The 12,293-nt window shown below is 29.1% G+C and carries 14 protein-coding genes; 1 reads left to right on the forward strand and 13 read right to left on the reverse strand.

Features of this window, described 5'->3' with window-relative positions:
• Nucleotides 1-368: 368 nt before the first annotated feature.
• The 12 genes from J3477_RS09885 to J3477_RS09940 all read right to left on the reverse strand — a co-directional run bounded on the left by J3477_RS09885 (nucleotide 369) and on the right by J3477_RS09940 (nucleotide 11,027).
• Nucleotides 369-959, reverse strand: coding sequence for a GNAT family N-acetyltransferase (locus J3477_RS09885; RefSeq protein ID WP_206869800.1), 591 nt, complete (start codon nucleotides 957-959; stop codon nucleotides 369-371).
• Nucleotides 960-1,155: 196 nt separating this feature from the next.
• A complete protein-coding gene (locus J3477_RS09890) occupies nucleotides 1,156-2,004 on the reverse strand; it encodes an MBL fold metallo-hydrolase (protein ID WP_206869801.1) in 849 nt (282 codons plus the stop codon).
• A gap of 71 nt (nucleotides 2,005-2,075) precedes the next feature.
• Nucleotides 2,076-2,381 carry a GNAT family N-acetyltransferase gene (locus J3477_RS09895; protein WP_206869802.1) on the reverse strand — a complete coding sequence of 102 codons (306 nt, stop codon included), beginning with the start codon at nucleotides 2,379-2,381 and terminating at the stop codon, nucleotides 2,076-2,078.
• A 6-nt stretch (nucleotides 2,382-2,387) separates the two neighbouring features.
• Nucleotides 2,388-3,170 (reverse strand): class I SAM-dependent methyltransferase, encoded by a 783-nt coding sequence (locus J3477_RS09900; protein ID WP_206869803.1) that lies wholly within the window; start codon nucleotides 3,168-3,170, stop codon nucleotides 2,388-2,390.
• A gap of 310 nt (nucleotides 3,171-3,480) precedes the next feature.
• Entirely contained in the window at nucleotides 3,481-4,305 is an 825-nt protein-coding gene (locus tag J3477_RS09905) for a MerR family transcriptional regulator (RefSeq protein WP_206869804.1), read from the reverse strand.
• Between the two features lie 430 nt (nucleotides 4,306-4,735).
• On the reverse strand, nucleotides 4,736-5,341 hold the full coding sequence (locus tag J3477_RS09910; RefSeq protein ID WP_206869805.1) for a C39 family peptidase: 606 nt from the start codon (nucleotides 5,339-5,341) through the stop codon (nucleotides 4,736-4,738).
• 172 nt (nucleotides 5,342-5,513) lie between these two features.
• A complete protein-coding gene (locus tag J3477_RS09915) occupies nucleotides 5,514-5,705 on the reverse strand; it encodes an MBL fold metallo-hydrolase (protein WP_206869806.1) in 192 nt (63 codons plus the stop codon).
• Between the two features lie 30 nt (nucleotides 5,706-5,735).
• Complete coding sequence (locus J3477_RS09920; RefSeq protein ID WP_206869807.1) at nucleotides 5,736-6,296, reverse strand: hypothetical protein; 561 nt, start codon at nucleotides 6,294-6,296, stop codon at nucleotides 5,736-5,738.
• A 260-nt stretch (nucleotides 6,297-6,556) separates the two neighbouring features.
• Nucleotides 6,557-8,485 (reverse strand): ABC transporter permease, encoded by a 1,929-nt coding sequence (locus tag J3477_RS09925; protein WP_206869808.1) that lies wholly within the window; start codon nucleotides 8,483-8,485, stop codon nucleotides 6,557-6,559.
• Nucleotides 8,475-9,239 (reverse strand): ABC transporter ATP-binding protein, encoded by a 765-nt coding sequence (locus J3477_RS09930; protein WP_206869809.1) that lies wholly within the window; start codon nucleotides 9,237-9,239, stop codon nucleotides 8,475-8,477. Before J3477_RS09930 ends, J3477_RS09925 begins: the two co-directional genes overlap by 11 nt.
• Nucleotides 9,240-9,313: 74 nt before the next feature.
• Nucleotides 9,314-10,330: a sensor histidine kinase gene (locus J3477_RS09935; protein WP_206869810.1), complete on the reverse strand. Its 1,017-nt coding sequence runs from the start codon at nucleotides 10,328-10,330 to the stop codon at nucleotides 9,314-9,316.
• The gene (locus tag J3477_RS09940; RefSeq protein WP_206869811.1) at nucleotides 10,323-11,027 is read right to left on the reverse strand and encodes a response regulator transcription factor; all 705 of its coding nucleotides are present in this window, start codon (nucleotides 11,025-11,027) and stop codon (nucleotides 10,323-10,325) included. The genes J3477_RS09935 and J3477_RS09940 overlap by 8 nt, the downstream gene beginning before the upstream one ends.
• Nucleotides 11,028-11,281: 254 nt before the next feature.
• Here J3477_RS09940 and J3477_RS09945 point away from each other — a divergent pair, with 254 nt between their 5' ends.
• Entirely contained in the window at nucleotides 11,282-11,725 is a 444-nt protein-coding gene (locus J3477_RS09945; RefSeq protein ID WP_206869812.1) for a hypothetical protein, read from the forward strand.
• 53 nt (nucleotides 11,726-11,778) lie between these two features.
• On the opposite strand, the gene J3477_RS09950 is transcribed toward J3477_RS09945, so the two are convergent.
• On the reverse strand, nucleotides 11,779-12,066 hold the full coding sequence (locus J3477_RS09950; protein ID WP_206869813.1) for a putative quinol monooxygenase: 288 nt from the start codon (nucleotides 12,064-12,066) through the stop codon (nucleotides 11,779-11,781).
• Nucleotides 12,067-12,293: the final 227 nt, after the last annotated feature.

The raw sequence follows: 12,293 nt of genomic DNA on the forward strand, positions 1-12,293 counted from the left end.
GTTTTGGGTGAAAATCATCAAAAGTAGGGTATTTTTCTCTGTTATTTTCATATTCTTTTAGTTTCTCAGTAATTGCATTTATATAAATAAACTTATTTGAACATACAACATAACACTTAGCGATGTACTGAATGAAAATCCATTCATCATCATTTCTTTATATAGATTTACAACCTGTTCTTTATCATATTAAGAGAAATATCCTTTGATATCCCTTTCGATATCTCGTGTACCCGCTTGTACAACAAGTTTATAACTTTGTTGATAATTCGTCATATTTGAAAATTGCGAGACAATTTAGGCTGACTCCAGAAAGCATCCTATAAATTGGAACTGTTCACTTTGCATACTGCATATTTTTAACAGTGCTACTTTAACTGCTTCCTCATGACAAGACCTTGTTCAGTCTCAAAAAACAAATGAAATTCATTTTTTTTATACATATCAAAATGACCGCCAAAATCTGATGATTGATAAGTAGATTCTTTGTATGGGTATGCCTCCACAAAGTCAAAATCATCCTGAACCGCATCCTTACACACACGCTCCAAAAGCAGCGTGGCAATGCCTTTTCTTTTCATCTCCGGTGCAATAACGAAACAAAATATGGATTTCACCTTGATGCCTGTGTTAGATTCCTCCAAAGGTACATAATCCATAAATCTTCGCCAACTAGCACATTTCAAACAATCTGATTTCGTATTGGCGTTGCACCATCCAACGACCTTATCACAACTATAAGCAAGATAACCTTGAATATTATTCTCTTTAACATATTGTAAGGCACATTTTCTTCTTTTCTCTGCTGTTGAAAAATCTTTGCCATCATAATCATCATTACACCAACACACACAATAGCATTTATTCTCATCTACATTGTCATCGTGTGGCGTAGTGTCAAAAAAACGTATGTAATCTTCTGCAAGCTCTGGTATCAACTTACGTATCTCAATATCCATTCATTTACCTCCGTTAATATAAATAATATACAACTCAAATTTCTATTTATCAGAAAAATTTTATGATAACCACTAATTCGCAGTTTTCTACTGAAATACATTAAATTTCTGAGGTTAGCTACAATTCAGCAAATTAATATCTAGTATCAAAGATTCCTCAAATTGAGGTCTTTATAAGCGTTTCATTTTTACCTTATCATATTTCTATATTCAATCCATCATATGCAAATTCTATATTGTCATAATTCTTTGCTTTTTCCAAATAATCATCATATGACAATCCCCAGTCCTCCTCTAAATGAGTCATAATAACCTTATTAGCGTTATACTGTTTTTTTAGTTCAACAATTTCATCCATAACAAACATATATTTTCTCATTTCATTATTGCTATCAATAATAAAATTATTTTTTGCTACATCTGAAGTTATTGTATCTCCAATTATCAGCAAATCAGCATTATTAAATAAATCTTCATCTGGAAAAGGTTTTACATTACATGGTGCATAAATAACCTTTTTATCCTTCTGCTCAAATACAAATACTGAGCTAATCTTATTACTAACTGGTATGATTGTAATTTTTATATCATTTATAATTAGTTCTCTATCAACAACATTTATTTTTATTAAATTATATTTTTTTTCGTAATTCTCAACATAGGGCCCGAATTTATTTTTTATTGATCTTATATCTTCAATTACATAATCTAAGCCAAACACATTTATAGTTTTTTTATTTTTAATTCCAACTGATAATTCACACCAATTTCCTTTTATCTGTTCAAAAACTCTCATCCCTAGAGTATGGTCTGGATGCCAATGGCTATAAAGCACATTATCAATACTCTTTATATCAAATTTATTTAGTGAACTATTGATATCTTCCGGAGTATCAATCAACAAATTTATATCCTCTATAAATAACGAACATCCAAAACGAGAATATGGCGTTCCCTTCTCCCTAGCTTCCTTACATACTCTACAGCTACATGTTGCTCTAGGTATTGACGTACATCCTCCAGAACCTAATACTTTAAATTTCATTTAACTTACCTCCAATAATTCTTTTAATCAAGCATAAGCTTTTTCTATATGTTCTCAATCTTTCTAACTGCTTATTTTCCACTACTAAAATACTTCATTTCATAATGAGTATCTGTTATTGATTCAACTTTAAATCCAATTCTTTCATAAAGTTGCCTTGCACGAATATTATCAATAAAACATCCAATAGTAAAGCTTTTACTTTCTTTAATTGCCTGTTCAATAATATTGCTTATTATATCAAATCCAATACCGTTACCTTGATATTCATGAATAATATGAACTTCTACAATATTAACATTTGATATATTATCATTTATCTGTATAAATCCAATCAGAGGAGTTTTAAAAATAGATTCCGGATTGAAGTGGCTCATCTTTAATTATGGTTTTCTCGCAAGCTGTAAATCAATGGTATCATATATTGTGATTTGATCCCCTAGATTATCAATAGCTTCTTCAATTTCTGAAAAGAATCTTTTTCTAGTATTTTGTTCAATCGCAATATGGTCGGAATAAGTACCGAGAAGTGATATGTATTCTTTTGCACTAAAAGACCTTGTTCTATGATATAATTTGTAGCTTATATCAACAAATCCATATTTCTGTGCTATATCTGCACGTTTTTTTGCATCATCCTCACTGTACTCATTAGGACCAAGCGAACCAGGCATATATACAGAATATATTTTTTGTAATGCCTCATGAATTTCTTCTCTGCCTTTATCCTTATATGGATGGTTAGCGAAACGAGCAAAGACTCCGCCACTTTTTAGTATTTCATAAACCTTTTTGTATCCGATTTCTTCTGGTATCCAGTGAAACGCAGATGCAGAATAAATTAGATCATATAAATTATTGTCACACACGAAATCTTCAAATTTTCCTGTTACAGCTGAGAATTCAGGAAACTCCTTGAATTTTTGACGACATAATTCAGCCAAATTTTCACCATATTCTACAGCAGTTAATTTACACCCAGTTTTTAAAATTGGTAGTGTTGCCTGTCCTCCACCAATACCAATTTCGATAACATTACTGGATTCATTAATTGGGATATACTTAAAAATATCTTCGTACAGCTCTGAAACATATCCTGGTCTCATTTTTTCATACTTTTCGGCTTCTGTGTTAAACGTCCATTCCAATCCTTTGATTATTGACATAATTCCACCTCCATAATAAATAGTCTTTTATTCGCAATCAAATACCATTCTGTGTCAATTACAATAATCATACCATATAATACCAATTGCTTCTAGGAATACCGTTTACCGAAGGCTGTTTCAAAATAATTTTTCCACTTCATTATTCAGTTGCCAAAGAATATCATTCGTATTTTTAGTTTCCTCAGTTATGTCGCATTTTTCTTGAATTACGACGTAAAAACACTGCAAAACTCAATTGTGAATAATGCAGTGTTTTTTTATTAAGTATTCGTTTTTTATTTATGTGACGTTAAATAAAAAATGCGTATTAGATTAAGGGAAATTGAAGTTCAGTTATATACTCATCTGGATTACTTGTTGCCCACTCACCCTTATGGTATATTTCACGAACTGGTCCGCTTATCTTATAATTATTTTCCTCAATCCATTGGTTTATAGCTTTGTAAGTTTCACCTATTGTATTAAATGAACCATGGTGAACAACGCAAGCCATTTTATCTACTGCAGGCAATTCATAAACTTTGACAAAGTCACTTTCGGCAGCGAATTTTGTAACAGGTTCAACAACTTCTATCTCCCAAGTTTCTGTCATGTCCCAATTCCAGGTTGAATTATAGTACAATATCATGCAGGGAATGGTACGCTTAATTTCTGACCTGGCTATAAAGCTATTAACCGCTGACCACATCTTTCCGGCTTCCTCGAAGTCACCTTTATTAATCTTCTTTCTCATTGAGGCAACTAGTATAGGTTCAACTCTTTTTATTGTTATATCATTCATAATCGGCACACCTCCGTTTTTAATTAGAAAAATATTGGTTCTAAGACGGTTGAGCCTTTCAGATTCATTTTTCAGTGCTTCTTCAAGTAATTCTGCTTTACCTTCAAGCATTAAAATTATCGAATCAACTGAAGGAAGACTATGTAAAATTCGAGCTATTTCACCAAGTGAAAATCCAGCATCTTTCAAAGCCATAATTTTATTTACGGTAACAAGTTGAAGAGCACTATAATATCGGTAGCCTGTAAATTTGTCAACTTGTTCAGGTTTTAGAATTCCTATTTCATTATAATGATGTAGAGTATTGATAGATAATCCACTTAGATTCGAAAATTCACCTATCTTAAACATATAGCAACCTCCATCTTAAGGCTTACAGGTGTGCACCCCTGTCGTCTATCTTGATTATAAAGTAATGGGTAACCATAGAGTCAATACACAAACTAAAAGAATTTTAATTTTTTATTCTTTTGAGACACAATATTCTACCATTCTGTATTAATCACCATTAATTGTACCATATGATACCAATTAGCTCTATGAAAACCGTAGACCGAAGGGGGTTTTAAAATATTTTTTCACTGCATTATTCAATTTTCAAAGAGCATTGTTCGTATCGTAAATTTCACAAGTTACGTCGTCTTTTTTCCATAGCAAGACGTAAAAACACTGCAAAATCCTAACTAGAATGGTGCAGTGTTTTAATTAATTATTCGTTTTTATTTATGTGACGTTAAATAATAATATTGTGTACTAATTAAGCAATATCGACCTTTGTTTTTTACTTATTTTTCTCGCACTTATCTACCACTATATATGTGTTTTTATAAAATGGAACCCATGTTCTCCAAATCGTTTCAAAATCATTTATTGATATTTTGCGGTTATAGTTTCTTTCGTTACAATTAATTGTGAACTTCAAAGAATCTGCTAAATATATATATTCTTCATCATAGCCTACAACAGGAACGTAATGTAAATACCTTTTATCCGGAAACACCTTTACAAGAGTAATTATTGGTGTCCCATTACTTATTTGTTTTTTCAATGTATTTATATTTCCTTTGAAAAATGACGCATTATAGTTATTTCTTTTAAAATATTTAATTATTCCTTTAGGGCTTATAGTCCCATCAACTAATTTTTTAGGATAATTTTTATAAAGTTCATTTCCATCTGCTTCTATTCCAAAATGTCTTAAAACAAATGCACTAGAAAATGCTGCACATTCATTATTATTTTGAATACATATCCTGTTTAATGATTCAATAAAAAACGATTTTGGAATCTTACTTATATCAATTAAATCTTCTTGTGGAAATAAATAATAATATGAAATTATCACAATCAAAATAATAACTATATCAAATAAAAAAAATTGCAACATATGCTGTATCTCCTCTCATAAAAAGTATAATCAATTTTTAATTCGTATAAAGAAGATAACTATTTCCATTATTGATACCTCCGTTTGATACTACATAATATATTCTTTGGTTATTCATTAGTTACACAATATATTACTGAGATGCATTAGATTTCTCAGGTGGGCTAATATTTCACAAATTAATCCCAAGTATCAAAATATCCTCCGGAGTATCAATCAACAAATTTATATCCTCTATAAATAATGAACATCCAAAACGGGAATATGGGGTTCCCTTCTCCCTAGCTTCCTTACATACTCTACAACTACATGTTGCTCTAGGTATTGACATACATCCTCCAGAACCTAATACTTTAAATTTCATGTAACTTACCTCCAATAATTTTTCATAAGATTATTTTATAAGAATTCCTGCTCCTGTATACAGGTATGGAGTATCCCTCTCTAAGGTAAGCTTACCATTAAATTCGATAATAAAGTTCTCCCAAGTAACATTATCAGTACCATTACCATAGTAAGCTGATGAATTTAACATTTTCAATGTATTATCTTCATATTTGATAAGTATATAATGTAATGCTCTAGCAGACTTTTCCGAACCGCACATAATAATTGCATATTTATTAGCACCTGATTTAACTTTATCAATAACATTTATATTTTCAACAGATATGTTAAAGTCATTTGCAAGTTGTATAAACGGACTATTAGGTAATACACATAGATAAGAATCTGTATACCATATATCCCTTAATTGCTTGGACATCTTTTCTGGATCTGAACAAGCTTCATGAATTCCCATATTATTGGAACCTACTTGTATTTCCTTATAAATATTATCAACAAAAGTTCTATCATTTATATGTTGAGCTTTGTTGGTTTCCCATAAATAGTAAGCAATTGAATATGCACCGCAACACATACTACCTTTGGGTTGAGAAATGTATGGCTTCATAAAATCATCGACTTCCTCTCATTATATTACTTACATTGATAATCTTTCTAATTATATTGTAAGTATATATTATTTTTGTTCGTCATACCTTAAAAATCCATCTCTATTATGACCAATTATACCATATAAATCCAACTTATTTGATAAAAACTTAGCCGAAGGGTGTCTTAAAATAACTTTTTCACCTCAATATTCATTTTCCAAAGAACATTCTTATATCTTAATTCCGTCTCATTTTCTAATCAATTTGCATAAAATGATTAAATCCATGTAGATATCTTTCTTATATAATTTCTCTTGCAAAGGTTGTAATATATCACTTCTAGTAATATGAAGGAAAAACTTATTACTATATCACATCCAATAATCTGAAGATTGCTCAAATAATTTGCACCCTCAAAAGCAAGTGAATAGGTTATAGCTACAGGAATAGCTATGGTTGGAGCTGTAGCGAATATAACCTTTAATTCACCACATTTTAGTTTAACAAATTCATTTTCCATCATTCCTATCCTATATAGCTTTCTATATTGTTCTTTATCACTATCAAAATCAGAAAAAAGCTTTAATGATAGTATCACACAAATGCTTATAAGAAAGAATATTCCTAAAAAACTTAATAGACAGAAGAGTGTCTTTGCACCTTGATTATTTTCATTATAGCTGCTTACTCTTGAGGCAACTTGTAGATAGTATTTATCTTCATACTTAAGTTCAAAGTTGTTATTCTTTTCTTTAAATTTCTCTTGTAGAGTATTAACAAGTGGTTGAGTATTTTTCCAATCTTTAAAGTTATAAAGTTCTACCACACCAATATTTACATCTATAGAACTTTTTAACCTTAAGTAGTCGTTATTATTTAATATAATGCAACTGCTTAATATATATCCTGGTGCATTAAAATATGTTTTAAATATAACGTCTTGAATTTTAAAACTTTTATCAAAATCTCTAATTACTCTATCATGATTTATTTTATGTTCATCATTAATCCTCTCGCTCTTTTCTTTTTCACTCAGGTTATTTATTTGAAAAAGCCTTAAATATTTCCCTTCATCTACCGTAAACTTACTATCTAAAATTTTTTTCAATTCTTCATCAGCTATAATTATTGCTTTATCGTCTTTAGTTTCTATGAATTCTAATTCTTTGTGCTCAGTTACAACGTTGTTAGTATCTCTAATCAGTGTTTCTATTTCCTTTTCCGATATGCTATTTTTTCCGTTTTCTCTTATAAATGCTATATGAAAAGGATTATTTTCCTTTGCAGATTTATCTGCTGTCAGTATAAGATTTAAATAGAACCCATTAATAAATATAATAACTATTACTATTAGAGTTATTATGAATATTATTTTTTTAGTTTGTCCATATTTGTATCTTAGATTGCTTATAAGCAAAATATTTTTATGATAGTTAGCTCTCCTCCTACTTAATATATAGGAAATAAAGTTACCAAATTGATATATAAAAATATATACTCCTACAATAAGTGATATTGTACATGCAAGTAAAACATCTCCTCTACCATCGAACTTGATTAAAAGAGTAGTAAGTGATACCATAATTATTATAAGACCTATCATTCCTATATAAGGACTGTTTATTAGATTTTCATCACCAATCTGTGGAGTTTTTAATAAATTTATTATATTAAGCCTAGCCGTTGATATAATGGTTACGATAACTGATAAGGAGTATATCAATAAAAATATTCCTACGATGAAAATATAAGATATTACGTGAATATGAAAATGCAAATCTTTTACCCCAAGAATTTCACTAATTATCATAAAAAATAATCTAGAAAATAATGTTCCCGATATTACCCCCGCTATCACCGATCCGGCTGCAATAACACCATTTTCTAGTAATATCAACTTTCTTATATCTTTGACATCCATACCTAAATTCATAAATAAACCAAATTCTCTTTTCCGACCTTTTATAAATATTAAATAAGAATAATTTATAAATACTACTGAAAATATTATTAAAACCACACTTGGAATAATCATGATTTTTGATATTCCGTCTATTAGTTTAGTAGAGGTACTTATATCTTCATTAAATACTACAGTTGAATACATAAACATTAATACTATAGAAAAAGCATTGCACAGAAAAAAAGACAAGTAACCTTTTATGCTTCCTTTAAAATTTTTTATAACTATATCTTTAAAAGTCATTGCTGTCACCTCCCAAAACAGCAACATAATTCATAATTTCATTAAAAAACTCTCTTCTACTACCCTTTTTTATTGCTTCATAGATTACCTTTCCATCCTTTAAAAATATAATCCTATCACAATAGCTAGCAGCATATACATCATGAGTAACAAGTAGAATGGTATTTTTAAGTTCTTTGTTCATCTTTTGAAAACATTCCATTATAATCTTAGAAGATTTTGAGTCTAGGTTACCTGTGGGCTCGTCTCCAAATATCATTGTTGGTGAATTAATTATAGCTCTTGCTATTGCAACTCTTTGTTGCTGACCGCCCGAAATATTATACGGATATTTATTTGCTAGACTATCAACATTAAGTAATTTCATAATCTCTTCAGCCTTTTGCTCCACATTATCTCCTATACATTTATCTATAATCATCGGAAGAATTATATTTTCTTTTACTGTTAAACTATCTAAAAGATTAAAATTTTGAAAAATAAAACCTAGTTTCCTCCTTCTGAAAACAGCTAACTCATCTCTCTTCATGTCACTTATTTTTTTATCGCTTATTTTTACATATCCGCTGTTAGCTTTATCTACACCACTTAAAATATTCAGTAAAGTTGTTTTCCCACTACCAGAAGGCCCCATAATACCAACAAATTCACCATCACATATTTGTATATTCACATTACTTAAAGCTTCAGTAGAACTGTATCCTTTTTCTCCTCCATATATCTTACATATATCCTTTGATTCTAATATATACAAAAAAATCACTCCTTCCTTAACAAAATAATAAGTTATTAAAGACTTTAAACCTATTGATAAAACTTAAAATAACCTTACATTTTTGAAAGGTAAGAGATTCTTACTTCCGTTCCCTCTCCTGGCTTTGATTCAAGCTTAATATCATGTCCAAGTTTTTCTGCTATTGACTTGCATATATATAAACCTATGCCACTTGAGTTTCTATAACTTCTACCATTATCTCCAGTAAAAAACGGTTTAAAAATTCTCTTCAAATCATGAGATTCTATACCTACTCCTTCATCCTTTATAGTTAATACGGTATATTTCCCCATACTCATAATTGAAAAATAAACATTTTTACTCCTAGACTTATCTGCAGAATACTTAATAGCATTAGATATTATTTGAGATATCATAACCTCATTCCATTTATAGTCCGTTAATACATACTCAACTTCCTTACTAAAATTGATTACTGGAAACACTCTATTATAAATAAATTGATTTTTCTTATCATTTATTGATCTTTTTAAAGCTCCTATTATGTTTATTCCTTTAACTTCATAGTCACTTTCAAACTTATCTAACCGTAACAAAGTGAGTAACTGTTCTACGCAGTTAAAAAGACTTTCATTCTCCGTTCTTATATCATTTAATAACTTTTTGTCACAGCCTGTCTCTTTTGAGTACTTCTGAATAATTAGATCGATTACAGAGATCGGCACCTTCAGTTTATGTATCCATTGTGATAAAAATTGAGATCTTTTTTCAAAATCATTTTTTTGTTTAATTAACTCGTCTCTATACTCTTTTTCAATATATCTTATTGTAGCTTCAACTAATTTTTGTTCATTTGTAAAAGTATTAATTTTACACTGATGATCTCTATAAATTTCTTGCAAGCTTAAATTAAAAGCATAATACTTAAAAAACTCTATAGACATCACTAATATTAACAAGAACAAACTAATAGCTGTTGGATATAGTATCTCTATATTTTTCAGACCATTTATATTGAAAAAGGTAATAAGGCAAATAACATTTAAAAAGTACATAGTTAATATACAAAACTTATCCTCTATAAATTTTTTCACTAATCCTTTATTCATTTTTTTCACCCTTAGTTACTGAATAATCAAAAATATAACCAATACCCCTCTTAGTTTTTATTATATTCTCTATTCCAATCTCAGAAAATTTGTTTCTTAGCCTAGTTATATTTACTGTAAGAGTATTTTCATCAACGAAACTTTCAGAATCCCACAAAGTGTCGAAAATTTCTTCTCTTGTTATTATCCTATCTTTATTCTCCATAAGTAGCTTAATCAATTTATATTCATTTTTGCTAAGGACCACTACTTTCTCTTTATAACTTAACTGAAAATTACCTTCATCCAAGTTCAAATATCCAATGGAGTTGTTACTATTTGCTGAAGCATACTCTCCGTAAGTTCTTCTTAATACAGACTTCACCTTTACCATGAATATATCCAAATTTATAGGTTTAGTTACATAATCATCCGCACCTAGTTCAATTGCTAGAACCTGATCCATAGTTTCACTTCTAGCTGAAGTTATTATTATAGGAATACTTGAATTTTTTCTTACAGCTTTGCAAATATAAAAACCATCATAATAAGGTAAGTTTATATCTAATATTAAAAGATCTGGTTTAGCCTCATAAATCTCATTTTCTACAATATTAAAGTTCTTCACAACATAAATAGTATATCCGTACTTCTCTAAATGCTCTTTTATCATTGAACAGAGCATAATATCATCTTCTACTAGCATTATCTTATACATTCTCTACCTCACATAAATCATATAATCAATTAATTTTATATAAATCTCAAAGCTATCATATTATAATAATTATACTATCATAATACCTTTATTTGTATAAATTAGTATCCACATCCTAATTATAGGATAAAATTATTTATTTACATGAGTAATTTTTATTTATTTATCGTATATAAAGATGCAGCTCCTATATTTTGGATTCTATTTTAAGTCTCTTAGTATTGCCATTTTGTACGTAATAACGGAGGATTTTTATGAAACCAAATAAGTTTACAGCTAAATTTATTATATTAGTATTTTTCTTTTTTATTTTTGAATGTATAATATGGAATACAGATTTAGCCCATAATACTGTGGCTAGAATTCAATGGACTCAAAAAAAGAAAGAGTTTAAAAGCGATGAAATTTCAAAGATCAGCTTTTATACAGGAGGAGTTAACGGAAAAGAAATTGAATTTATTGGGAAAGATAAAGATAATTTTATACTGACTTTATCTAACTCTACTTTTTATAAAAGCAATTGGCGAGGGATGCTTGATGATGGTATCTCTATAGAAACAACGTACAACAATAGCTCCAAACGATATTTTGAATATTGTGGAGGTGACATCTTTCAGCTAAGTTATAATGGGAGTATGTTTTCTATACGCAATAAAAATTTAGCAGAGATTTTATCAAAGTATATTAAAACAACCTAAAATTATAAAGCATAACTTTAGGTTGTTTTCCTCTTATATAGGATTCATTTCTATTAAATTACCTTATTATAAACATTCATCTCCGTTGGCTTTTCCATAAACTTAGCCATTTTAGGTACTAAAGTTTTGAAATGTTCTGATTCACTATGTTTCTTCAAAGCCTCTACGCTTTCCCATTCTTCAAGCATTGTAAGTATTGTACTATCCTTTACATCTTGGTACATACCATAACTTATGCAGCCCTCTTCTTTTACTGTTGCTGCTACTAATTCTTTAGATAGCTCTATTACTTCTTCAATCTTGTCTGAAAATACGTAGTGTTTTGCTACAACTTTTATCATTGTGCTTGCCTTCTTTCTTCAAATACAAATTTAAAATAATCCTATTATTAAATATATTATTTTTACTTACTATATAATAGTAACATAAGTCTCTTCTATTTTAAAGATAAAAAGAATCTGTTACAAAATAGACATTTATAGATTTTTATGAATAAAAGCCATGCATATAAGGAGTTTTGTTTTCCCTATCTTGCACGGCTTTTATTTTTATAAAGAGCTTTTATACA

Origin of the sequence: Clostridium zeae, assembly GCF_017312485.1 — a bacterium.
Lineage (GTDB): Bacteria > Bacillota > Clostridia > Clostridiales > Clostridiaceae > Clostridium_AR > Clostridium_AR zeae.

Excerpts from the sequence above, each read along its gene's own strand:
- J3477_RS09885 (WP_206869800.1), bottom strand. The coding sequence starts at position 959 with ATGGATATTGAGATACGTAAGTTGATACCAGAGCTTGCAGAAGATTAC.
- J3477_RS09940 (WP_206869811.1), bottom strand. The coding sequence starts at position 11,027 with ATGTATAAGATAATGCTAGTAGAAGATGATATTATGCTCTGTTCAATG.
- J3477_RS09900 (WP_206869803.1), bottom strand. The coding sequence starts at position 3,170 with ATGTCAATAATCAAAGGATTGGAATGGACGTTTAACACAGAAGCCGAA.
- J3477_RS09935 (WP_206869810.1), bottom strand. The coding sequence starts at position 10,330 with ATGAATAAAGGATTAGTGAAAAAATTTATAGAGGATAAGTTTTGTATA.
- J3477_RS09945 (WP_206869812.1), top strand. The coding sequence starts at position 11,282 with ATGAAACCAAATAAGTTTACAGCTAAATTTATTATATTAGTATTTTTC.
- J3477_RS09950 (WP_206869813.1), bottom strand. The coding sequence starts at position 12,066 with ATGATAAAAGTTGTAGCAAAACACTACGTATTTTCAGACAAGATTGAA.
- J3477_RS09925 (WP_206869808.1), bottom strand. The coding sequence starts at position 8,485 with ATGACTTTTAAAGATATAGTTATAAAAAATTTTAAAGGAAGCATAAAA.
- J3477_RS09915 (WP_206869806.1), bottom strand. The coding sequence starts at position 5,705 with ATGAAATTTAAAGTATTAGGTTCTGGAGGATGTATGTCAATACCTAGA.
- J3477_RS09895 (WP_206869802.1), bottom strand. The coding sequence starts at position 2,381 with ATGAGCCACTTCAATCCGGAATCTATTTTTAAAACTCCTCTGATTGGA.
- J3477_RS09890 (WP_206869801.1), bottom strand. The coding sequence starts at position 2,004 with ATGAAATTTAAAGTATTAGGTTCTGGAGGATGTACGTCAATACCTAGA.
- J3477_RS09910 (WP_206869805.1), bottom strand. The coding sequence starts at position 5,341 with ATGTTGCAATTTTTTTTATTTGATATAGTTATTATTTTGATTGTGATA.
- J3477_RS09920 (WP_206869807.1), bottom strand. The coding sequence starts at position 6,296 with ATGAAGCCATACATTTCTCAACCCAAAGGTAGTATGTGTTGCGGTGCA.
- J3477_RS09905 (WP_206869804.1), bottom strand. The coding sequence starts at position 4,305 with ATGTTTAAGATAGGTGAATTTTCGAATCTAAGTGGATTATCTATCAAT.